Origin of the sequence: Pseudomonas sp. S8 (assembly GCF_050473925.1) — a bacterium.
Taxonomy (GTDB): domain Bacteria; phylum Pseudomonadota; class Gammaproteobacteria; order Pseudomonadales; family Pseudomonadaceae; genus Aquipseudomonas; species Aquipseudomonas parakoreensis.
The window spans coordinates 4,396,999-4,417,620 of sequence record NZ_JBFDVZ010000016.1; the positions used below are offsets into that span (position 1 = coordinate 4,396,999).

The window sequence follows — 20,622 nt, forward strand, 5'->3', positions numbered from 1 at the left end:
GGCTCAGAACTCGTTCTGCAAGGCTTTGTAGCCGCGTACCAGATCGACATTGGTGCGCGCCACGTCTTCGGAAAACTCCGAGGCGCTGACACTCACCGGCGGGAACTGCGATAGGTCGGTGTTGGGGCCGATGCGGGTGGTGGATGGCACGTAGAACGCGTCCGGTAGATCGCGGCCATCGACCACCGAGTTGTGCCGTACCACACAGCCGTCACCGACCACGCAATTGAACAGCACGCTGTTGAATCCGATGAACACCCGGTCGCCGACTACGCACGGGCCATGCACGATCGAGCGGTGAGCGATCGAGGTGAATTCGCCGATGGTCACGGCGGCACCGGATTTCGAATGGATCACCACGCCGTCCTGGATGTTCGAATTGGCGCCGATGGTAATCGGCTCCATCGTACCCGAAGCGTCTACTTCGTCGGCGCGGATCACCGCGTAGGGGCCGACGAACACGTTCTCGCCAATGATCACCTTGCCGCAGATGATCGCGGTTTTGTCGACGTAGGCCGACTCGGCAATTTGCGGCAGATCGCCTGAGGGATTTTTGCGGATCATGGTTGGCTCAGCGCGTCATAAAGGGTGTTGAGGTTGTATTCGAACAGTCCGGTAAAGGTGCTGGCCGGGCCACTGGCGGCGAGGGCATCGGAGTACAACGTGCCGCCGATATGCGCGCCGCTTTCCTCGGCGATCTGCTTGAGCAGGCGCGCGTCCTTGATGTTTTCCATGAACACCGCTTTGACCTTGGCCTGACGGATCTGCGTGATCAGTGCGGCGACTTCGGCGGCCGATGGTTCGCGCTCGGTGGAAAGTCCTTGCGGCGCCATGAAGTCAATGCCGTAGGCCTGCCCGAGATAACCGAAGGCGTCGTGGCTGGTGACGATCTTGCGATTGCCTGGTGACAGCGAGCCGAGCTTGGTCTTGGCTTCGGCGAGCAGGGCGTAGATCTGTTTCAGGTAGGTCTGGCTGTTGCGTTGGTAGTCGGCCTTGTTCGCCGGATCGGCGGCGATCAGCGCCTTGGTGATGTTGGCGATGTACAGCTCGGTGTTGGCCAGATTGTGCCAAGCGTGCGGGTCGGGAATGGTTTCACCGTCTTCATCGAGCGAGCGCGGAATCACACCGTGGCTGGCACTGATGAGCGGGGCTTGGGTGCCGGTGCTGGTCACCAGTCGATCGAGCCATGGTTCGAAACCGAGGCCGTTCTTGATGATCAGCTTGGCTTTGAGCAGCGCTTTGGCGTCGTCCGGTGTTGGCTCATAGGTATGCGCATCGGCGTCCGGGCCGACCATGTTGGTGATCTGGATATGCTCGCCGCCGACCTGATGCACCATGTCGGCGAGGATGCTGAAGCTGGTGACCACCGGCAATTTTTCCGCCGCCGATAACGACATCGACAGCAGCAAGCTGAACAACACGAGTAGAACGCGCATCGGGAAACACCTCATTGGGATGTGAGCAAAGGCGGGCGGCGCAGCAGCCCGTGAACCGGTCCGAACACCACGGACAGCAAGTAGGCGAACCCCGCGACCAGCACGATGGCCGGCCCGCTGGGCAGCGAGTAGTCGAACGACAGCAACAATCCGAGCCACACCGACAGGCAGCCAATGAGTGCGGAGATGGCAATCAGGCTCGGCAGACGACGACTCCAGAACCGTGAGGCAGCGGCAGGCAGCATCATCAGACCGACCACCATCAACGCGCCGATGGCCTGGAAACCGATCACCAGATTGAGCACCACCAGGGTCAGGAACACGCCGTGGGCGAGAGGGCCGAGGCAGCTGACGGTTTGCAGGAATAGAGGATCGAGGGTGTCGAGCAGCAGCGGTTTGTAGATGACGGCCATGGTGATCAGGCTGAGGGCCGAGACCCATAACATGCCGTTGAGGGTCGGGCCGTCGACGGCGAGCGCCGAGCCGAACAGCAAGTGCAGCAAGTCGAGGCGTTTGCCAGCGATGCCGAGAATCAGCACGCCGCTGGCGAGTGAGATCGGGTAGATCGCGGCGAGGCTGGCATCTTCGCGCAAACCGGTGCGACGGGTAATCCACGCAGCCAGCCCGGCCATGCTCAGGCCCGCACCCAGACCGCCGAACGTTAGCGCGGGCAGACTCAGACCGGCGAACCAGAAGCCCAATGCGGCGCCGGGAAGAATGCCGTGAGCGACGGCGTCGCCGATCAGGCTCATGCGCCGCAGGATCAGAAAAACGCCGAGCGGTGCTGTGCTGCAGGCCAAGACCAATCCGCCGAGCAGCGCTCGGCGCATGAACAGGAATTCGCTGAACGGTTGCCAAAGGTGGGCGACGGTGAGCATCAAGCCACCTGCGTGCCGGGTGTTTGCTGGATCAGTTCGACGCTGGCGCCAAACACGCATTCGTGGTTTTTGATCAGCAGTGTCTGCGGGATGTGTTGGCGGACGGCGGCCAGGTCGTGGCAGACCACCAACAAGGTTCGACCTTCGGCGTGCCAGGCCTGGATGTGTTGCCAAAGCAATTGCTGACCCAGTTCGTCGAGCGCAGCGTGGGGTTCGTCAAGCAGGAGGAGCGGCGCGTCAGCCAGACTCAAACGGGCGAGCAATGCGCGTTGCAGTTCGCCACCGGAGAGCGCCATCAGCGGGCGTTTCTCGAGTCCGCTCAAGTGCCAATTGTCGAGTGCGTGAGTGAGGCGCTGTGCGCGCAATTGCGTCGACAATCGACGGCCCCAGAACCCGGCAGCCACCAGTTCTTCCAGACTGATGGGAAACTGTCGGTCGAGGTGTTGCTGTTGCGGCAGGAATGACAATCCTCCTTGGCGGGGGACGCCTAGCGCGACTTTTCCGCTCAAGGGTTTCTGCAACCCGGCGATGACTTTCAGCAGGCTGCTTTTACCGCAGCCGTTGGCGCCGACGATAGCGCTCAGACTGCCGCTTTCCAGCGTGACCGTCAGTGGTGAAGTCAGCGGTTGCCCCGGAGCGCCCCAGCACAAGGAATGGCAGCGGATCATGCGTGTTCTCGATGCCAGTGGCTTTCGGCGACGGCGTCGTGGGCGTGCAGACTTTCAGCGTGGATCACTCGCAGGTGGAACCCGCTGACACCAGGGCAGCGACGCAGGGCCAGATTGAGTCGTCGCGCGGCGTCCTCGCAGAACATCAGGTTCTGCCCGTTGGCCAGCGCGAAGGCTTGTTCGTCGGCGCGTTTCACGGCGGTTTGCACGGCGGTGCCCAGTGCGGCTTCAGCGTCGTTGATGATCACGCTCAGGGGCAACTCATCGATAAACTCGTCCAGATGCATGTGCAATTGCGCGGTGCTGCGTTGGCTGTGCGGAGTGGCAACGATGCCGTGGCTTGATCCAAGCCAAGCCAGAACTTCAGCGTGCTGCAGTGGCTTATTGGCAAAATCATCGATGAACTGCTGCTGGATCAGTTGCCTCGCTAATGCGGCTGAGCACGGGCAGGTCGAGGAGTAGGGCACATCGATCTTGAGTTCCACGTGGAACACTTTGTTTTTGAGGCTGGCAGAAATGCTCACTGGATAGCTTTTCCACCCCGCCAGTGGGCTGACCAACGCGGGTCGTTTCAGCAGCACTTCGCTGTGGATATTCAGGTAAGCATTGCTGGATAAGCCCTCGTGGCTCGCCAGAAAATCGTCCAGTACCTGATGCAAAACCCGTGGAGAAAGGTTCTGCTGCTCAAGCCTTGCCAAGGCCAGATACAAACGCGACATGTGAATGCCACGCGCCTCACCATCGTCAAGACTGACGCCTGCATCTGCCTTCGCGCTCAGACGTTGGCCATCCAATAATACCGGCAAGGCAATGCCGCGCATTCCCACCCACTCAAGCGGTAATGCTTGTCGAGAGGCTTGAGTGGCGATATCCGGAAGTGTCAGCGAATTCATGTTCGGAACCATCGTGTTGACTGAATTGGATGTTACATTATAACAATTCAAATCTCGATGCTTTTTTCATGAACGGGTTTTCATATGCACAGACGCCACTTGCTCAGTTTGTTTTTGGCCAGCGCAGCCTTGGCTCTGCCCTTCAGTGTCTCAGCAACCCAAGTGCGAAATGCGCGGCTCTGGCGTTCGCGTGAAAAGCTGCGACTGGTCTTCGATTTGAGCGGCCCGGTGCGCTACAAAACGTTCACGTTGAGTGCTCCAGAGCGTTTGATCATTGACCTGTCCGGGGCGAGTCTGAGTGGTGATTTCAGTCAATTGCCGTTAGCAGATACGGCCATTCGCTCGATCCGCGCCGGGCATTTTGGTCAAGGCGATACCCGGATCGTTCTCGATCTGAACACTCCCGTTCTATTGAACAGCTTTGTTTTGGCACCGCAGGATGGTCAAGGACACCGTTTGGTGCTCGACTTGGTGAACGCCGATAAAGTCCTGAGCACCGCAGTGGTTCCACGTGAAACATCCACGAATAACCATCACCTTAAACGCGACATCATTGTCGTGGTTGATCCCGGACACGGTGGTAAAGACCCTGGCGCCGTCGGCGCCAAGGGTGAGCGGGAAAAGGACGTGGTGCTGTCCATCGCACAATTGCTCGCCAAACGTCTTAAAAAGGAGAAGGGTTTCGACGTGAAGTTGGTGCGCAATGACGATTTTTTCGTGCCCCTTCGCAAGCGTGTAGACATTGCCCGTCAGCACAAGGCCGACATGTTTATCTCCGTGCACGCCGATGCAGCGCCGCGCCTGACGGCGTCGGGAGCTTCGGTGTATTGCCTGTCAGAAGGGGGTGCGACGTCAGCGACTGCACGCTTCATGGCACAGCGCGAGAACGGCGCGGATCTGCTCGGCGCGACCAGTCTGCTTAATCTCAAGGACAAGGATCCGATGCTCGCCGGCGTGATCCTCGACATGTCGATGAACGCCACCATCGCCGCCAGTCTGCAACTCGGCAGCAGCATATTGGGCACTCTGCAAGGCATCACCACATTGCATCAAAAGCGCGTGGAACAGGCGGGATTTGCGGTGCTGAAGTCGCCGGATGTGCCGTCGATCCTGGTAGAAACCGGCTTTATTTCCAATGCGCGTGACAGCCAGCGTCTGGTGACAACTCGACATCAGCAGGCTGTCGCTAACGGGTTGTTTGAAGGATTGCAGCGCTATTTCCAGCAGAACCCGCCAATCGACAGTTACCTCGCCTGGCAGCAGGCGCAGCACAAGGTGCAGGTTTAGCAGCCAGTGATCCGGCTGCAGGTGAACTTCGCGCTGCTGCCGCCTGAGCTGGAGAAGCGATTGATCGTCGTCCAGCCAACGCGACGGGTGTAGCCGACCCAGGCTTCACCGTCAGAGGCGATGCCGGTGAAGAACGTCAGTTGGCCGAAGCGACTGTTGGTCTGCGCCCAGTAGCGATTGCCGACCTTCTCAAAGCCGCGCAGGTAAATCGTGCGGCCCACCGTATTCACGCTGTAGGCGTTACCTTGCGCATCGACGCATGCCAGCAGGTTAGCGCTGTGTGTGCACTTGGCGAGCATTGGCGCTTGTCCCCATACGTTGGCACCCGACAGCAATGCCAGACTCATTAGCGAGCATTTCAGGACATTTTTCATCACGGTTCCCGACGGGCAGATGGCATGCAGCTTCATGCTCTTTATCGGTTTGGGCAAGAGCAGGTCTGGCTAATTCGTATTGTTATACTATAACATTGATTTTAATTGAGCCTGAGCCCGCCGATTTAAAGCGTCAGCTTCTGCCATCACGTTGTTTTGAAGCCTGAGAACGCGGTGCGTTACGCCAAATCCGGCATACACGCCCATCGGCCACCATCTGATGAGGATTATCCAATGTCATCTCCGCTCCCCGTGACCGTTCTTTCGGGCTTTCTCGGCGCTGGAAAAAGTACAGTTTTGAATTACGTACTACGTAATCGAGAAGGCTTGCGCGTTGCAGTCATCGTTAACGATATGAGCGAGATCAACATTGATGGCAGCGAAGTCCAGCGCGATGTCCGCCTGAACCGTGCTGAAGAAAAACTGGTAGAGATGAGCAACGGTTGTATCTGCTGTACGTTACGCGAGGACCTGTTGGAAGAGGTCAGCAAACTTGCTCACGAAGGCCGTTTCGATTATCTGCTGATCGAATCCACCGGTGTTTCCGAGCCGCTGCCGGTCGCCGAAACCTTCACCTTCCGCGATGAGCTGGGTCAGAGCCTCGCCGACGTTGCTCGACTCGACACCATGGTCACGGTAGTCGACGGCGTAAATTTTCTCCTCGACTACCAGGCTGCCGAGAGCCTCGCGTCCCGCGGCGAGACCTTGGGCGACGAAGATGAACGCTCGATCACTGACCTGTTGATCGAACAAATCGAGTTCGCCGACGTACTGCTGATCAGCAAGATCGACCTCATCAGCCGCCAGGCGCGCGACGAACTCACGGCAATTCTCAAGCGCCTCAATGCCCAGGCGGAAATTATCCCGATGGTGATGGGCGAGGTGCCACTGGAGAAGATCCTTAACACGCGCCGATTCGATTTTGACAAAGCCGCCCAAGCCCCGGGCTGGCTGCAGGAATTGCGCGGTGAGCATGTGCCGGAAACCACCGAGTACGGCATTGCTTCCACGGCTTATCGCGCACGCCGCCCGTTCCACCCGCAGCGCTTTTACAGCTTCATTGATCGTCCATGGACGAACGGTAAATTACTGCGCTCCAAGGGCTTTTTCTGGCTCGCCAGCAAGGTCACGGATGCGGGCAGCTGGTCGCAGGCAGGCGGCCTGATGCGCCACGGTTTCGCTGGACGCTGGTGGCGTTTCGTGCCGAAAAACCAATGGCCGCAGGATCAGGACAGTACCGCAGCAATCATGGAAAACTGGACGCCGAGTGTCGGAGATTGTCGTCAGGAGCTGGTATTCATTGGCCAGAACATCGATTTCGTACAGCTCAAGTCGGAGCTCGATGCCAGCCTGCTGACTGACGAAGAAATGGCTGCTGGTGTAGACGGTTGGCGCACGCTGCCGGATCCGTTCGGCCCTTGGCACGATGAGGCCGCCTGATGCTGGCGCTCAAACTGCAGCAGAACCGAGTACGTCATCAGCATCAGGGGGCGACGCCGAAAACGCTGACGCGAATCCTCGAAGACGACGTCAATCTTGCGGTCTGGCAGCGTCAACTGCCGCTGCACATCGCCGATTTCGCAGCATTGTTGCTGTCGCTCAACGAGCCACTGGCGCAGTCGCTCTGCCTCGAATTGCCGGATGAAGACGGCGAGCCTGATCTCAGTGGGCTGGCCGCCGGGTTCCGTGACCTGGAAGGCTATGAAGGCTTTGTCGCTGATCTGGGATGGCTGGTCAGTGCCTTCGCCTGCCTGCTGGGGGCACGGCGTATCGGCTTGCGCCTGCGGGTGCTGGACAATGCCATGTGTCCGCGTTTCCACGTCGATCATGTGCCGGTGCGCCTGATCACCACGTATGGCGGAATCGGCAGTCAGTGGCTCAAGGAGGGCGCGATGGACCGCGAGCAATTGGGTCAGGCGAATGCTGAGCCAAACGACATGGCAAACATCCAGCAACTGCACAGTGGCGACGTGGCGCTATTGAAAGGCGAGAAATGGCACGGCAACGAAGGCTTCGGTCTGATCCATCGTTCTCCGCAACTGCCAGCGGGTGAACGACGGCTGCTGCTGACGCTCGACTGGCTCGGTTGATGGCTCAAGGCTTGAGCCATTTACCCTGGCTCTGGCCTTCGCAATACGGCTTCAAATACGCCATGTCTGAAGCCACGCCGTAATAGTGGATATCCTGGCGATAGGGCATATTGGCGACTTGCGCGTTGCTGCACACGCCGAACGCGCCGCTCGGGCATTGATCGACGTACTGCACCTCGACTTTCTGCCCGGCCAGGGTCGGTTGGCAGAACCCGTCGCTGAACAGCTTCTCGGGAATACTGCGGTTTTGCTGGCAAACCTTGACGTCGAGTCGCTCGCCCTGACTGTGCACAACGCAGGCTTGAGCCAAGGCTTCGCTCGACAGCAACATCAACAGCAACGACCATCCCATCCAACGCATGTCCAATCCCCTCAGAAAACGCCCAGTCATGTTGCAGAACATTCCTACCCATGTCATCGCCGGCCCTTTGGGCGCTGGCAAGACCAGTCTGATTCGCCAGCTCATGGCCCAACGGCCGGAAGGCGAGCGCTGGGCGGTGCTGATCAACGAGTTCGGTCAGATCGGCCTCGACGCGGCGCTGCTGACCCGCGATGGCGATGGTATCGCACTGGGCGAAGTTGCCGGGGGCTGTTTGTGTTGCGTCAACGGCGCGCCGTTTCAGATCGGCCTCGGCCGTTTGTTGCGCAAGGCCAGACCGGATCGGCTGTTCATCGAGCCGTCCGGACTGGGCCATCCGGCGCAATTGCTCAAGCAGTTAGGCGAGGCGCCGTGGTTGGGTGTACTGGCGCTGCAGCCATGTGTGTCAGTGCTGGATGCCCAGGCACTGGCCGCCGGGAAAGCGTTGCCACCCGCTCAGCAGGACGCTTTGGGCAGCGCCGGTCTGCTGTTGCTGAACAAGGCAGAAGGTCTGGATGAGGCTGTGCGGCAGACCATCGCCGAGCGTTTGCCGGCGGTCAAATTGATCTGGACGCAGCAGGCGCAACTGGCTTTACGCGAGTTGCCGGGGGGGACGGCGCAAGCACTGGCGGGTGTGGATAACCTTGTTGTGCCGCAGGGGGCGGGACCGATTCCGGCGCTCTGGAGCGACCCGGCATCGCCGATCTGCCTGAGTCAGGCACAAGAGGGCGGTTGGAGCATCGGCTGGCGTTGGCACCCGGGACAGAGGTTCGATACGCAACGTCTGAACCAATGGCTGCAGAGCCTGAACTGGCGGCGGGCGAAACTGGTTATCCATAGCGTCGAGGGCTGGGTGTCGGCCAATGCCGTGGATAACGCTGAACTGGATTGGCAGCCCAGCGAGTGGCGACGGGATTCGCGTATAGAGCTGATCTTTGCCGATGCGCAAAGTATCGATGCTTTGCAGGCAGGCCTGACGCAATGTCGAGTTCAAGCGGACTAGCTTACGGCTTCCACTTATTGTGTTCCTGACGCCACTGGCTCAGTTCGATCACTTCGGCCCGTGGGCGGGTAACTTCGACCACTGGTGGCGTGTCGTCGAACGGCGCCGGGTAGGGCGCCAGTTCAATCTGAGCGCTGTGCGCGCCAAACTGGGTGATGATGCCGTTGTGCCGGGTTTCGCCGGTCACGGTGAACTCGAAGTTGTAGACCCGGGCCAGACGCCGCCGGCCGCTGGCATCCTTGATCAAGCCGATTTTTTTCAACGCGACGTTACCGTCCAGCAGTTCAACGCCGACGTTGATGCAATGCTGCTTGACCCGCTCCAGCGCCCGCTCGCGCAAGCCGTGGTTGTGCCAAAGCCATGCGCCGGCAGCGGCGAACAGCATCAGCACGAAGATGTTTTCAAGGGTCAGCATCAACAGGAAACTCCAAAAGATTGGTCCAGCTTAACTGCGTCGCCGGTCTGTCGTACAGGCTGTGTTTCGTCGCATACTGCGCGGCTTGAATTTCAATCGTTTTACGGAATAACCCGAATGAAACGTACGCCTCATCTGCTCGCCATTCAGTCCCATGTGGTCTTCGGCCACGCCGGCAACAGCGCTGCGGTTTTTCCGATGCAGCGGGTCGGGGTGAATGTCTGGCCGCTCAACACGGTGCAGTTCTCCAACCATACCCAGTACGGCCAATGGGCCGGTGAAGTGCTCGCGCCGCAGCAGATCCCCGAACTGGTCGACGGCATTGCCGCCATTGGCGAACTGGGCAACTGCGACGCTGTGCTCTCCGGCTATCTGGGCAGCGCGGCGCAGGGCCGGGCGATTCTCAGTGGCGTCGAGCGCATCAAATCGGTCAATCCGAAGGCGTTGTACCTGTGCGACCCGGTGATGGGTCATCCGGAGAAAGGCTGCAGTGTGCCGGCCGAAGTCAGCGACTTTCTGCTGGAAGAAGCCGCGGCGGTGGCGGACATCATGTGTCCGAACCAACTGGAGCTGGACAGTTTCTCCGGGCGCAAGCCGCAGTCGCTGTTCGACTGCCTGGCGATGGCTCGGGCGCTGCTGGCGCGCGGGCCGAAAGCGGTGCTGGTCAAGCATCTGGATTATCCGGGCAAACCGGCGGATGGTTTCGAGATGTTGTTGGTGACCGCTGATGAAAGCTGGCACTTGCGCCGTCCGCTGCTGGCGTTTCCGCGTCAGCCGGTGGGCGTGGGCGATCTGACGTCCGGGCTGTTCCTCGCGCGGGTGCTGTTGGGCGACAGCCTGGTGGCGGCGTTCGAGTTCACCGCAGCGGCGGTGCATGAAGTGCTGCTGGAGACCCAGGCGTGTGCCAGTTATGAGCTGCAACTGGTGCGGGCGCAGGACCGGATCGCGCATCCGCGGGTGAAGTTCGAGGCGACGGCGATCAGTCTGTAATCGCGTTATCGTTCAAAAGATCGCAGCCTTCGGCAGCTCCTACAGAGGATTAATGTTCACCCTGTAGGAGCTGCCGAAGGCTGCGATCTTTTGCTTTAAGCGTCGCCCTTGATCTCCTGATAACGCTTCTCCAGCTCCTGGCGAATTTGCCGACGCTGCTGCGCCTGCATATAACGACGCTTGTCTTCACTGTTTTGCGGCTGCAGCGGCGGCACGGCGGCCGGTTTGCGCTGGTCATCCACCGCAACCATGGTGAAGAAGCAGCTGTTGGTGTGGCGCACCGAGCGCTCGCGGATGTTCTCGGTCACCACTTTGATGCCGACTTCCATCGAGGTGTTGCCGGTGTAGTTGACCGACGCGAGGAAGGTCACCAGTTCGCCGACATGGATCGGCTCGCGGAAAATCACCTGATCCACCGACAGCGTCACCACGTAGCGGCCGGCATAGCGGCTCGCGCAGGCGTAGGCCACTTCGTCGAGGTATTTGAGCAGGGTACCGCCGTGGACATTGCCAGAGAAGTTGGCCATGTCGGGGGTCATCAATACCGTCATCGACAGTTGGGCGTTTCCGGGTTCCATAACGTTCTCACGGATCAAGGCTGGATGGCTGGACGCACCTCTGCGGGTGCCTGGTGGCTTTTTCAAAAGCACCGTTATCGGGACGCCAGACGGCTGGCTGCCGTCACGCCGCGACCGATCTGTTTCCTTATATTGCACCGCCTTCCAGCCGGAAGTCGCGGTGTTAACCTGCAAAAGGCCCTGCCCAAGGGCAATTCCTACATGAAAAGCGGATTTTTACCCAACTCGCTCAGAGCTTTTTGAAGTCTGACGGCGGGTCACGTCATACAAGGAGCCCACACCATGCATGCCATCAGCTTTATTCAGGACCTGGCAGTGATCATGTTGGTCGCAGGTGTGGTCACCGTGTTGTTTCACCGTTTCAAGCAGCCGGTGGTGCTCGGCTACATCGTCGCCGGTTTCATCATCGGCCCGCACACCCCGCCATTCGGTCTGATTCACGACGAAGAAACCATCAAGACCCTCGCCGAACTGGGGGTGATTTTCCTGATGTTCTGCCTCGGGCTGGAGTTCAGCCTGCGCAAGTTGTTCAAGGTCGGGGCCACGGCGTTTATCGCGGCGTTCCTCGAAATTGTCCTGATGATCTGGATCGGCTATGAAATCGGCCGCTGGTTCGACTGGAACACCATGGACTCGCTGTTCCTCGGCGCAATCCTCGCCATCTCCTCGACTACCATCATCGTCAAGGCGCTCAACGACTTGAAGATGAAGAACGAGCGCTTCGCCCAGTTGATCTTCGGCGTGTTGATCGTCGAGGACATCCTCGGCATCGGCATCATCGCCTTGCTGTCGAGCATCGCAGTCAGCGGCACGGTCAGTTCGGGCGAAGTGTTTTCCACGGTCGGCAAGCTGTCGCTGTTCATGATCGTCGCGTTGGTGATCGGCATTCTGCTGGTGCCGCGCCTGCTGGCGTACGTCGCCAAATTCGAAAGCAACGAGATGCTGCTGATCACCGTGCTCGGCCTGTGTTTCGGTTTTTGTCTGCTGGTGGTCAAGCTCGAATACAGCATGGTGCTCGGCGCCTTTCTGATCGGCGCGATCATGGCCGAGTCGCGGCAGTTGCTGAAAATCGAGCGCCTGATCGAACCGGTTCGCGACCTGTTCAGTGCAATCTTCTTCGTCGCCATCGGCCTGATGCTCGATCCGATGATCCTGCTGCAATACGCCTGGCCGATCGCGGTAATCACCGTGGCGGTGGTGCTTGGCAAGATGTTGTCCTGCGGCCTCGGGGCGTTTATCGCCGGCAATGACGGACGCACCTCACTGCGTGTGGGGATGGGGCTGTCACAGATTGGCGAATTTTCCTTCATCATCGCCGCGCTCGGGATGACGCTGCAGGTCACCAGCAACTTTCTTTATCCCGTCGCGGTGGCGGTGTCGGTGATCACCACGCTGCTGACGCCGTACCTGATCCGCGCGGCCGATCCGCTGTCGATCAAACTCTCTGCGGCGGTACCCAAGCGCCTGGGCCGAGTATTCGGCATGTACGGCGAGTGGCTGCGCAGCATTCAGCCGCAAGGCGAGGGCGCGATGCTGGCGGCGATGATCCGGCGGATTCTGTTGCAGGTCGGGGTCAACCTGGCGCTGGTGATCGCGATCTTCTTCAGCGGTGCGTTCTTTGCCGGACGGCTGTCGGAGTGGATGCAGGACTGGGTCGCTGATCCGAGCTGGCAGAAGGCGTTGATCTGGGGCGGGGCGCTGCTGCTGTCGCTGCCGTTTCTGATCGCGGCGTATCGCAAGCTCAAGGCGCTGTCGATGCTGCTGGCGGAGATGGGCGTGAAGCCGGAGATGGCTGGGCGGCACACGCAGCGAGTGCGGCGGGTGATCTCCGAAGTGATCCCGATCCTCTCGCTGCTGGTGATCTTCCTGCTGCTGGCAGCCTTGTCGGCCAGTATCCTGCCGACCAACAAGCTGTTGGTGCTGGTCGCCGTGGTGGCGGCCGCCGTGGCGGCACTGCTTTGGCGCTGGTTCATCCGCGTGCACACGCGGATGCAGGTGGCTTTGCTGGAAACCCTCGACAACCACAAGGAATCGTCGGGGCACTGATTGCCCGGGGCGGCTGGTGAATCAGCTTTCCAGCCAGACGTCCCGCGCCCAGTGCCACACCGATTCCCAGGACTCTTCGGTGATCAGCTCTTCTTCGCCGGACCATAGCACCACGGTGCCGTCTTCTTCGACGCAGTAGTAGTTGTCGCCGTCTTGGCAGATCGGGATCAGGTCGCGCGGTACGCCAGCGTCCCAGGCGTTGGCCGCGACATCCGGCAGGTAAGTGTGCGATTGCGGGTCGGTGACGGTCACCGGCTCGAGGCTGCCGTACACCACGTCGCTGACGGTCAGCAGAAACTCTTTGAAGACGAACGGGATGTTGATGAAGAGTTCTTCTTCGATCTCCACCAACTGGTCTTCGTCGGGCAAATCCAGGGGAACCGGTACGGGTTCGTTGGCTTCGCGCAGTTGTTCGATGATTTCTTCCACGTCCGGGATCCTCTTGCTTGAATGGCGCGGTTTATATGGGCCGGTTTATACAGTAGCTCGCTATAGATGCAACCGCGAAATAGAAAACCCCGGCCTGAGCCGGGGTTTTTATTACCACATGCGTAACGCGATGGGGATCAGCCGTTCTGGCGGATACCGGCCACCAGCCAAGGCTGGTTCTCGCCCTGTGGACGTTCCATGTTCCAGCTCTCGCTGAACACTTCGCCCTGGTCGAAACGCGAGGTCTTCGACACGCCGCTGAAGGTCAGGGTGGCGATCGTCTTGTCGGCGCGATCATCCACGCCGTCCAACTGCACTTGCAGGTTGTCGATGTAGGTCGACTGGAAGCCGTCGCTCAGATCCGCACGCTCACGCTTGAGGAACTCGAGCATCTGCGGGGTCACGAACTCGGCGATCTTGTCCATTTCGTTGGCGTCCCAGTGCTGCTGCAGCGACTGGAAGTGGCTGCGCGCGGCTTCAAGGAAGCGCTGTTCGTTGAACCAGGCTGGCGCGTTGATCACCGGACGAGCGGCAGCCGGAGCAGCCGAACCACCGAAGATCGAACCCATGGCAGCAGGCTTCTGTTCGAATACTTCACGCTGCATCGGCGCGCCGGCCGGAGCCAGGTGCTCCTGCTGCTTGCGTCGACGAGCGGCGATGAAGCGGAAGATCACGAACGCGATCACGGCCATGATCAGGATGTCGAAGATCTGCATGCCCTGGAAGCCGCCGCCCATGAACATGGACGCGAGCAGGCCACCGGCGGCGATACCGGCCAGAGGGCCGAGCCATTTCGAAGCGCCGCCAGCCTTGGCCGCGGCACCGGCAGCGCCGGCTGCACCAGCGGTCGCTGCTGCGCCGCCCATGCCTGGGGAAGAAGGAGCCATCTGGCTGGTCTGGTGCGTCGGCGCAGCGCCGGCACTTTTGCCACCACCAAAGCGCTTGGCGTTGGCGTCGAGGCTCATCGTCAGGCCGATGCACAACGCCATGGCGATGCTAAGAAAACGTTTCATAAAGGGAATTCCCGTTTGTGGAGACACGCGCGCCATGTTGCACAGCTGAAGTGTTACTGGCTAGCGAGAGAGTGTTTCGGGCTTTTGCCTGACAGGTTACGTTCAGCTCGGTCGAGGCAATCAGGCCATGTACTTTTGTCTGTAGGAAAATGGGATAGGTTCAGCGGGAAACTTGCTTATCGACGCAACGCCAACATCACCACACCCGCGGTGATCAAGCCGATACCGCCCCATTGGCGCAGGTCGAGTTTCTCGCCCAGCAGGATCACGCCGAGCACCGCCACCAGTACCACGCTGAGCTTGTCCACTGGCGCGACCAGCGAAGCCGGGCCGACTTTCAGCGCGCGGAAGTAGCACAGCCACGACGCGCCGGTACCCAGGCCGGACAACAGCAGGAACAGGTAGCTCTTGGCGGAAATTGATCCCAATGACTGATATTGGCCCGTCGCGTACAAAATCAAGGCCAGACTGACCAGTACCACGATAGTACGCAGCAGAGTGGCGAAGTCGGAATTGACGTTTTCGATGCCGATCTTGGCAAAGATCGCCGTCAGCGCGGCGAACGTCGCCGAGAGCAAGGCCCAGAATGTCCAGGAAGAGAAGAAGCCTGAGCCCATTGCACTGTCCTTTCCCGAATGGGTTGTAAATCAAAAAGATCGCAGCTTGCGGCAGCTCCTGCAGGGGGAGCGTGCTTGTGCAGGAGCTGCCGCTGGCTGCGATCTTTTGTACTTTTAGATCGCTTCCAGCTTGGCGTACCCCAGCATCAGCCACTTGCTGCCTTCGCTGAAATTCACCTGCACCCGTGCCTGCGCGCCGGAACCTTCGAAGTTGAGGATCACGCCGTCGCCGAAGATTGAATGGCGTACTGCCTGACCCAGGCTGAAGCCGGTTTCCGGAATCTCGCTGCCGCTGAACAGGTTGCTGCCGCTCATCGACTGGTTGCCGCCAAACGGTCGGCTGACGCTGTTCGACAGACGCACTTCCTGGATCAGACCCTTCGGCACCTCGCGGACGAAACGCGAAACCTTGTTGTAGGTCTCGCTGCCGTACAGGCGTCGGGTTTCAGCATAGGTCATCACCAGATTCTGCATGGCGCGGGTGATGCCGACGTAGGCCAGACGGCGTTCCTCTTCAAGGCGCCCCGGTTCTTCCAGGCTCATCTTGTGCGGGAACAGGCCTTCTTCCATGCCCACCAGGAACACGTAAGGGAATTCCAGGCCTTTGGCGCTGTGCAGGGTCATCAGTTGAATGCTGTCTTCATGCTCGTCGGCCTGAGTGTCGCCGGCTTCCAGCGACGCGTGGCCGAGGAATGCCGCCAGTGGCGTCAGCTCTTCGTCTTCTTCGGTGTTTTCGAAGTTGCGCGCGGCGCTGACCAGTTCCTCAAGGTTTTCCACCCGGGCCTGGCCTTTCTCGCCTTTTTCCGCTTCGTGATAGGCGATCAGCCCCGATTGCTCGATGACGGTCTGGGTCATCAAATGCAACGGCATCTCCATGCACTTGGCGGCAAGGTTCTCGATCAGCTCGATAAACGCCCCCAAGGCGCCGGCAGCACGACCGGTCAGGCCTTTATTGGCGACCAGTTGCCGCATCGCTTCCCACATCGACACATCGCTGTGACGGGCATGGTCGCGGATCGCCTCGACGGTTTTTTCGCCAATGCCGCGGGCCGGGACGTTGATGACCCGCTCCAGTGCCGCATCGTTGCCGCGACCTTCCAGCAAACGCAGGTAGGCCATGGCGTTCTTGATTTCCGCGCGCTCGAAGAAGCGCTGGCCGCCATAGATGCGGTACGGAATGCGCTCGCGCAGCAAGGCTTCTTCCAAAACGCGCGATTGGGCGTTGGAGCGGTAGAGAATCGCGATATCGCTGCGAGCCAGGCCGGTTTTCAGCGCGCTTTCGATGGTTTCGACAACGTAGCGTGCTTCGTCGTGTTCGTTGAACGCGGCGTACAGGTTGATCGCTTCGCCATCGCCACCGTCGGTCCATAGCTCTTTGCCGAGGCGTCCGGTGTTGTTGGCGATCAAGGCGTTGGCCGCTTTGAGGATGCCGGCGGTGGAGCGGTAGTTCTGCTCCAGGCGGATGGTCACCGAATCCGGGAAGTCGGACGAGTACTGATGAATGTTCTCGATTTTCGCCCCGCGCCAGCCGTAGATCGACTGATCGTCGTCGCCGACCACCATCAGGCTGTCACCGCCCTTGCCGAGCAGGCGCAACCAGGCGTACTGCACGGCGTTGGTGTCCTGGAACTCGTCGACGAGGATGTGGCGAAAGCGCTTTTGATAGTGCGCCAGCAGACCCGGGTGATCGCGCCACAGGTCGAGGGCGCGCAGCAGCAGTTCGGAAAAATCGATGACCCCGGCGCGCTGGCAGGCCGCCTCGTAGGCTTCATAGATGCCGCGCATGGTCGCCAGGTACAAGTCGCCGCTGGCCTGAATGTGCTGTGGGCGCAGACCTTCGTCTTTCTGCCCGTTGATGAACCACTGGGCCTGACGCGCCGGCCAGCGTTGCTCGTCCAGCCCCAGCTCGCGGATCACCCGCTTGACCAGTCGCTGCTGGTCGTCGCTGTCAAGAATCTGGAAAGTCTGGCTCAACCCGGCTTCCTGCCAGTGCGCCCGCAACAGGCGGTGCGCCAGGCCGTGGAAGGTGCCGACCCACATGCCGGCCGGGTTGATACCCAGCAACTGCTCGATACGATGACGCATCTCGGCAGCGGCCTTGTTGGTGAAGGTCACCGACAGAATGGAGTGGGGCGAGGCGTTTTCGACCTGGATCAACCAGGCGATACGGTGCACCAGCACTCGGGTTTTACCGGAACCGGCACCGGCCAGGACCAACTGACGGCCAACGGGGGCTGCTACGGCCTGGCGTTGGGCATCGTTGAGGGAGTTCAGCAGAAGGGAGAGATCATCGCGCATCGGGGCATTCTAGGGTGCGCCGCAGGCCCGGGCAAACCGAGCTTTGCATTAGCCGATGAAAGCGCCGTCGATGACGACCGGTCGGTCACTGGCTACAGGCTTCGGCCCGCCTCGCTTTGCGGGTTTTGCCGGTGATCGGACGGGAAAAGTTTCCGGCAAATTATGATCTGGAGCAGTTTGGCAACGGGGTCTGCTTGTGTATGCTCCGTCCACGTTTCGGGCCCAATGCTCACTCTTATAAGAACAACAACATTGCACAAGACCCTCAGCTCAGACCTGTCGGGCCCCTCTGTGGAACCCCGGGTCATCCGCAAGCATTACGCCGTCGAAATGGCGGTCGAACGCACGCGCCTGCTGTATCAGGGCTCGCTGCTGCCGACGATGTTCATGTTGCTCAATGGTCTGGTCTGCGCCGCTTTGCTCTGGAGCCCGCAGCGCTATTTCGTGGTCAGCATCTGGCTGGTCTGGTTGTTGTCGCTGGTGGCACTGCGGGTGATTCAGGTCGCGGCGTTCGATTCGGCGATCCCGGATCGCCAGGCCCAGCCGATCTGGTTTCGCATGTTCCTGCTCGGCTCGACCATGACCGGTCTGACCCTGGCCGGTGCCGGCATCGCCCTGGTGCCTGCCGACAACTTCATGCAGCAAGCCTGGGTGTTCGGCCTGATCGGTGCCGCGACGTTATCGGCCAGCGTTGCCTACGCCGTCAGCCTGCCGGCGTTTCTGTCCTTTACCTTGCCGTGCCTGCTGCCGGCGATCGGCTACCTGTTCTGGGGCGGTGATGAGCAGGCGCGCGGTTGGGGCTGGCTCGGGCTGATTCTGCTCGGTTCGCTGAGCGTGGTCGCCTGGCAGGTCAATCGGCTGATCGACCGCGGCTTGCTGCGGCGTTTTCAGAACCAGCACCTGATCGAGCACCTGCAGCAGGCGCAGAACCGCAGCGAGCAGCTCAATCAGGCGCTGGCCAAAGAGATCGAACAGCGGCGCTGCGCCGAGGGCCAATTGCGTGAGGCGCAGGTCGAGCTGGAAGACCGGGTGGCACAGCGCAGCCGCCAACTGGACGTGGCCAACCAGGCGCTGAGCAAAAGCGAAGCCCGCCTGGCCCTGGCGTTGAAGGCCAGTGAACTGGGGCTGTGGGACTGGAACCTGCAAACCGACGAAGTCCATCACACGCAGATTCAGGAGCTGTTCGGCCTCGCGCCTGAATATGTCACGGCGATCCTGCGCGACCTCAAGCCACGCCTGCACCCCGAGGATGTGCCCGGACTCAAGCAGGCGCTGATCGAGCACCTGAAGGGGCGCTCCGAGGACTATCAGATCGAATACCGCGTACGGCACGGTGACGGCCATTGGGTATGGATCGAAGACCGCGGCCGCGCTGTGGAGCGCAGTGACAGTGGCCGGGTGATCCGCATGGTCGGTACCCGGCGCGACATCAGCGCGAGCAAAAGCCTTGAAGAACAGCAGCGACTGGCGGCCACGGTGTTCGAAGCGGCCAGCGAAGGCATCGTCATTCTCGACCCGAACTACGCGCTGATCGCGATCAATCAGGCGTTCAGCCGGGTCACCGGTTATGACATCGAAGACATGCTCGGGCGCAATGTCGTCGAGCTGCCGTGCAGTCGTGATGCGAGGCGACATTACGTTTCGATCCGCCACGCACTGGAGCAGCACGGCAGCTGGCAGGGCGAACTGGTGGAAACCCGCAAGAACGGCGAGCTGTATCCGCAGTGGCTGCAACTCAACGCGGTGCGCGACAGTCGGGGAAACGTCAGTCATATCGTCGGCTTCTTCGCCGATCTTTCCGCGCGGCGTGAATCCGAAGAGCGCATGCGCTACCTGACGCACTACGATGAACTCACCGGGCTGGCCAACCGCTCACTGTTCCGCGAGCGCCTGCACGAAGCCCATCAGCGCGTGCGTCAGGGCGGCCGGCGCAGTCTGGCGCTGCTGCACATCAATCTCGATCGCTTTAAGCTGCTAAACGACAGCCTCGGTCACGAGGTCGCGGACCAACTGCTGCAGAAAATGGCCCGACGCCTGGTCAATGCATTGCCGGAGGCTGACACCATCGCGCGACTGTCCGGTGACGAGTTTGCCGTGCTGTTCGATGCTTACGGCAACCTGTCGAGCCTGGCACGGGTCGCCACGCGGCTGTCGAGCAAGCTGCGCCTGCCGTTGACGGTCGAAGGGCATGAACTGGTGGTCAGTGCCTCGATGGGCATCAGCATGCTGCCGGACAACGCCCGAGAGATTTCCGCGCTGGTCAGTCAGTCGAACATGGCCATGCAACACGCCAAGCACCTGGGCGGCAACAATTTTCAGTTCTATACCGACAGCTTGCAGGCCAGCACCCTTGAACGTCTGCAACTGGAGAACCAGTTGCGCAAAGCCATCGAAGACAAGCAACTCAAGGTGTTCTACCAGCCGAAGCTGTGCCTGCAAACCGGGCGCCTGAATGCGGCGGAAGCGCTGGTGCGCTGGGATCATCCGACCATGGGCCGGGTGCCGCCGGGGGACTTCATCGGTCTGGCCGAGGAAACCGGACTGATCGGCCCGATCGGCGAATTCGTGCTGCGCCAGGCCTGCTGGCAGGCGTGCGAATGGCAGCGTCAGGGGCTGGCGCCGATTCGGGTATCGGTGAACCTGTCGGTGCATCAACTGCGGCAGGGCAAACTGGTCAGTCTGGTGCGCCAGGTGCTGGAGGAAACCGGGCTGGCGCCGCACTACCTCGAACTGGAACTTACCGAAAGCCAGTTGCTCGACAGCGTCGAACACATCATCGCGACCTTCCAGCAACTGCGCGATCTGGGGGTGAAGCTGGCAATCGACGATTTCGGCACCGGCTACTCGTCACTGAGTTACCTCAAACGGATTCCGGTGGATTACGTGAAGATCGATCAGGCGTTCATTCGCGGACTGGGGCAGGGCAGCGAGGATGCGGCGATCACTCGGGCAATCATTGCCATGGCGCATGGGCTGTCGTTAAAAGTGGTGGCCGAAGGTGTCGAGCGGCAAGAGCAGCTGGAGTTTCTATGCGTCGAGCGCTGCGACGAAGTGCAGGGTTATCTGATCAGTCGTCCGGTGGAGGCCGACCGTCTGGCCGGGCTGTTGCGCGAACAGGAAAAACCGCTTTAAGGGCTACATGCACTCCATCGCGCCTGATATGGGGACATGGAGTTACGCATTGAGCAGGCAAAAAGCCAATTCATGTAGTATAACTACAAGCGTGCTACATCCTTGCCCATAAGAAGA

General features: G+C 60.4%; 20 protein-coding genes. 7 read left to right on the forward strand and 13 right to left on the reverse strand.

Features of this window, described 5'->3' with window-relative positions; translation table 11 throughout:
* Nucleotides 1-3: 3 nt before the first annotated feature.
* The 5 genes from AB1J88_RS20925 to folE2 are packed head-to-tail and all read right to left on the reverse strand — an operon-like array spanning nucleotide 4 to nucleotide 3,875.
* Entirely contained in the window at nucleotides 4-564 is a 561-nt protein-coding gene (locus AB1J88_RS20925; RefSeq protein WP_047297349.1) for a DapH/DapD/GlmU-related protein, read from the reverse strand.
* On the reverse strand, nucleotides 561-1,436 hold the full coding sequence (locus tag AB1J88_RS20930; RefSeq protein WP_430289955.1) for a metal ABC transporter substrate-binding protein: 876 nt from the start codon (nucleotides 1,434-1,436) through the stop codon (nucleotides 561-563). Before AB1J88_RS20930 ends, AB1J88_RS20925 begins: the two co-directional genes overlap by 4 nt.
* An 11-nt stretch (nucleotides 1,437-1,447) precedes the next feature.
* The gene (locus AB1J88_RS20935; RefSeq protein WP_430291888.1) at nucleotides 1,448-2,314 is read right to left on the reverse strand and encodes a metal ABC transporter permease; all 867 of its coding nucleotides are present in this window, start codon (nucleotides 2,312-2,314) and stop codon (nucleotides 1,448-1,450) included.
* Nucleotides 2,314-2,982 carry a metal ABC transporter ATP-binding protein gene (locus tag AB1J88_RS20940; RefSeq protein WP_430289956.1) on the reverse strand — a complete coding sequence of 223 codons (669 nt, stop codon included), beginning with the start codon at nucleotides 2,980-2,982 and terminating at the stop codon, nucleotides 2,314-2,316. Before AB1J88_RS20940 ends, AB1J88_RS20935 begins: the two co-directional genes overlap by 1 nt.
* On the reverse strand, nucleotides 2,979-3,875 hold the full coding sequence (gene folE2 / locus AB1J88_RS20945; protein WP_430289957.1) for a GTP cyclohydrolase FolE2: 897 nt from the start codon (nucleotides 3,873-3,875) through the stop codon (nucleotides 2,979-2,981). Before folE2 ends, AB1J88_RS20940 begins: the two co-directional genes overlap by 4 nt.
* Before the next feature lie 84 nt (nucleotides 3,876-3,959).
* Between folE2 and AB1J88_RS20950 the strand changes: the two genes are divergently transcribed.
* On the forward strand, nucleotides 3,960-5,162 hold the full coding sequence (locus tag AB1J88_RS20950; protein ID WP_430291889.1) for an N-acetylmuramoyl-L-alanine amidase: 1,203 nt from the start codon (nucleotides 3,960-3,962) through the stop codon (nucleotides 5,160-5,162).
* On the opposite strand, the gene AB1J88_RS20955 is transcribed toward AB1J88_RS20950, so the two are convergent.
* Nucleotides 5,159-5,536, reverse strand: coding sequence for a glutamine synthetase (locus tag AB1J88_RS20955; protein ID WP_430289961.1), 378 nt, complete (start codon nucleotides 5,534-5,536; stop codon nucleotides 5,159-5,161). The two genes, AB1J88_RS20950 and AB1J88_RS20955, sit on opposite strands and share 4 nt — an antisense overlap.
* Nucleotides 5,537-5,770: 234 nt before the next feature.
* Between AB1J88_RS20955 and zigA the strand changes: the two genes are divergently transcribed.
* Both zigA and AB1J88_RS20965 read left to right on the forward strand, forming a co-directional pair.
* Entirely contained in the window at nucleotides 5,771-6,976 is a 1,206-nt protein-coding gene (gene zigA, locus AB1J88_RS20960) for a zinc metallochaperone GTPase ZigA (protein ID WP_430292707.1), read from the forward strand.
* Nucleotides 6,976-7,626, forward strand: a complete 651-nt coding sequence (locus AB1J88_RS20965) for a DUF1826 domain-containing protein (protein ID WP_430289959.1) — start codon at nucleotides 6,976-6,978, stop codon at nucleotides 7,624-7,626. Before zigA ends, AB1J88_RS20965 begins: the two co-directional genes overlap by 1 nt.
* A gap of 4 nt (nucleotides 7,627-7,630) precedes the next feature.
* Here AB1J88_RS20965 and AB1J88_RS20970 read toward each other — a convergent pair whose 3' ends face one another.
* Complete coding sequence (locus AB1J88_RS20970) at nucleotides 7,631-7,987, reverse strand: hypothetical protein (RefSeq protein ID WP_047297341.1); 357 nt, start codon at nucleotides 7,985-7,987, stop codon at nucleotides 7,631-7,633.
* Between the two features lie 28 nt (nucleotides 7,988-8,015).
* Here AB1J88_RS20970 and AB1J88_RS20975 point away from each other — a divergent pair, with 28 nt between their 5' ends.
* Nucleotides 8,016-8,987: a CobW family GTP-binding protein gene (locus AB1J88_RS20975; RefSeq protein ID WP_430291890.1), complete on the forward strand. Its 972-nt coding sequence runs from the start codon at nucleotides 8,016-8,018 to the stop codon at nucleotides 8,985-8,987.
* A gap of 1 nt (nucleotide 8,988) precedes the next feature.
* Here the strand turns inward: AB1J88_RS20975 and AB1J88_RS20980 are convergent, their stop codons facing one another.
* Nucleotides 8,989-9,402 carry a DUF3301 domain-containing protein gene (locus AB1J88_RS20980; protein WP_086792506.1) on the reverse strand — a complete coding sequence of 138 codons (414 nt, stop codon included), beginning with the start codon at nucleotides 9,400-9,402 and terminating at the stop codon, nucleotides 8,989-8,991.
* 117 nt (nucleotides 9,403-9,519) lie between these two features.
* Here AB1J88_RS20980 and pdxY point away from each other — a divergent pair, with 117 nt between their 5' ends.
* Entirely contained in the window at nucleotides 9,520-10,392 is an 873-nt protein-coding gene (gene pdxY, locus AB1J88_RS20985) for a pyridoxal kinase PdxY (protein WP_145593773.1), read from the forward strand.
* A 95-nt stretch (nucleotides 10,393-10,487) separates the two neighbouring features.
* Here the strand turns inward: pdxY and AB1J88_RS20990 are convergent, their stop codons facing one another.
* Complete coding sequence (locus AB1J88_RS20990) at nucleotides 10,488-10,970, reverse strand: acyl-CoA thioesterase (RefSeq protein ID WP_003229693.1); 483 nt, start codon at nucleotides 10,968-10,970, stop codon at nucleotides 10,488-10,490.
* Nucleotides 10,971-11,252: 282 nt separating this feature from the next.
* Here AB1J88_RS20990 and AB1J88_RS20995 point away from each other — a divergent pair, with 282 nt between their 5' ends.
* Nucleotides 11,253-13,016 carry a cation:proton antiporter gene (locus AB1J88_RS20995; protein WP_041073855.1) on the forward strand — a complete coding sequence of 588 codons (1,764 nt, stop codon included), beginning with the start codon at nucleotides 11,253-11,255 and terminating at the stop codon, nucleotides 13,014-13,016.
* 21 nt (nucleotides 13,017-13,037) lie between these two features.
* Here the strand turns inward: AB1J88_RS20995 and AB1J88_RS21000 are convergent, their stop codons facing one another.
* The 4 genes from AB1J88_RS21000 to uvrD all read right to left on the reverse strand — a co-directional run bounded on the left by AB1J88_RS21000 (nucleotide 13,038) and on the right by uvrD (nucleotide 17,373).
* A complete protein-coding gene (locus AB1J88_RS21000) occupies nucleotides 13,038-13,445 on the reverse strand; it encodes an SMI1/KNR4 family protein (RefSeq protein ID WP_430291891.1) in 408 nt (135 codons plus the stop codon).
* A gap of 137 nt (nucleotides 13,446-13,582) precedes the next feature.
* Complete coding sequence (locus AB1J88_RS21005) at nucleotides 13,583-14,458, reverse strand: Tim44 domain-containing protein (RefSeq protein WP_430291892.1); 876 nt, start codon at nucleotides 14,456-14,458, stop codon at nucleotides 13,583-13,585.
* A gap of 176 nt (nucleotides 14,459-14,634) precedes the next feature.
* On the reverse strand, nucleotides 14,635-15,075 hold the full coding sequence (locus tag AB1J88_RS21010; RefSeq protein ID WP_027610340.1) for an EamA family transporter: 441 nt from the start codon (nucleotides 15,073-15,075) through the stop codon (nucleotides 14,635-14,637).
* 114 nt (nucleotides 15,076-15,189) lie between these two features.
* Nucleotides 15,190-17,373, reverse strand: a complete 2,184-nt coding sequence (uvrD, locus tag AB1J88_RS21015; protein WP_041073860.1) for a DNA helicase II — start codon at nucleotides 17,371-17,373, stop codon at nucleotides 15,190-15,192.
* 225 nt (nucleotides 17,374-17,598) lie between these two features.
* Here uvrD and AB1J88_RS21020 point away from each other — a divergent pair, with 225 nt between their 5' ends.
* On the forward strand, nucleotides 17,599-20,505 hold the full coding sequence (locus AB1J88_RS21020) for an EAL domain-containing protein (protein ID WP_430291893.1): 2,907 nt from the start codon (nucleotides 17,599-17,601) through the stop codon (nucleotides 20,503-20,505).
* Nucleotides 20,506-20,622: the final 117 nt, after the last annotated feature.

Excerpts from the sequence above, each read along its gene's own strand:
- AB1J88_RS20925 (WP_047297349.1), bottom strand. The coding sequence starts at position 564 with ATGATCCGCAAAAATCCCTCAGGCGATCTGCCGCAAATTGCCGAGTCG.
- AB1J88_RS20930 (WP_430289955.1), bottom strand. The coding sequence starts at position 1,436 with ATGCGCGTTCTACTCGTGTTGTTCAGCTTGCTGCTGTCGATGTCGTTA.
- AB1J88_RS20935 (WP_430291888.1), bottom strand. The coding sequence starts at position 2,314 with ATGCTCACCGTCGCCCACCTTTGGCAACCGTTCAGCGAATTCCTGTTC.
- AB1J88_RS20940 (WP_430289956.1), bottom strand. The coding sequence starts at position 2,982 with ATGATCCGCTGCCATTCCTTGTGCTGGGGCGCTCCGGGGCAACCGCTG.
- folE2 (WP_430289957.1), bottom strand. The coding sequence starts at position 3,875 with ATGAATTCGCTGACACTTCCGGATATCGCCACTCAAGCCTCTCGACAA.
- AB1J88_RS20950 (WP_430291889.1), top strand. The coding sequence starts at position 3,960 with ATGCACAGACGCCACTTGCTCAGTTTGTTTTTGGCCAGCGCAGCCTTG.
- AB1J88_RS20955 (WP_430289961.1), bottom strand. The coding sequence starts at position 5,536 with ATGAAAAATGTCCTGAAATGCTCGCTAATGAGTCTGGCATTGCTGTCG.
- zigA (WP_430292707.1), top strand. The coding sequence starts at position 5,771 with ATGTCATCTCCGCTCCCCGTGACCGTTCTTTCGGGCTTTCTCGGCGCT.
- AB1J88_RS20965 (WP_430289959.1), top strand. The coding sequence starts at position 6,976 with ATGCTGGCGCTCAAACTGCAGCAGAACCGAGTACGTCATCAGCATCAG.
- AB1J88_RS20970 (WP_047297341.1), bottom strand. The coding sequence starts at position 7,987 with ATGCGTTGGATGGGATGGTCGTTGCTGTTGATGTTGCTGTCGAGCGAA.
- AB1J88_RS20975 (WP_430291890.1), top strand. The coding sequence starts at position 8,016 with ATGTTGCAGAACATTCCTACCCATGTCATCGCCGGCCCTTTGGGCGCT.
- AB1J88_RS20980 (WP_086792506.1), bottom strand. The coding sequence starts at position 9,402 with ATGCTGACCCTTGAAAACATCTTCGTGCTGATGCTGTTCGCCGCTGCC.
- pdxY (WP_145593773.1), top strand. The coding sequence starts at position 9,520 with ATGAAACGTACGCCTCATCTGCTCGCCATTCAGTCCCATGTGGTCTTC.
- AB1J88_RS20990 (WP_003229693.1), bottom strand. The coding sequence starts at position 10,970 with ATGGAACCCGGAAACGCCCAACTGTCGATGACGGTATTGATGACCCCC.
- AB1J88_RS20995 (WP_041073855.1), top strand. The coding sequence starts at position 11,253 with ATGCATGCCATCAGCTTTATTCAGGACCTGGCAGTGATCATGTTGGTC.
- AB1J88_RS21005 (WP_430291892.1), bottom strand. The coding sequence starts at position 14,458 with ATGAAACGTTTTCTTAGCATCGCCATGGCGTTGTGCATCGGCCTGACG.
- AB1J88_RS21010 (WP_027610340.1), bottom strand. The coding sequence starts at position 15,075 with ATGGGCTCAGGCTTCTTCTCTTCCTGGACATTCTGGGCCTTGCTCTCG.
- uvrD (WP_041073860.1), bottom strand. The coding sequence starts at position 17,373 with ATGCGCGATGATCTCTCCCTTCTGCTGAACTCCCTCAACGATGCCCAA.
- AB1J88_RS21020 (WP_430291893.1), top strand. The coding sequence starts at position 17,599 with ATGCTCACTCTTATAAGAACAACAACATTGCACAAGACCCTCAGCTCA.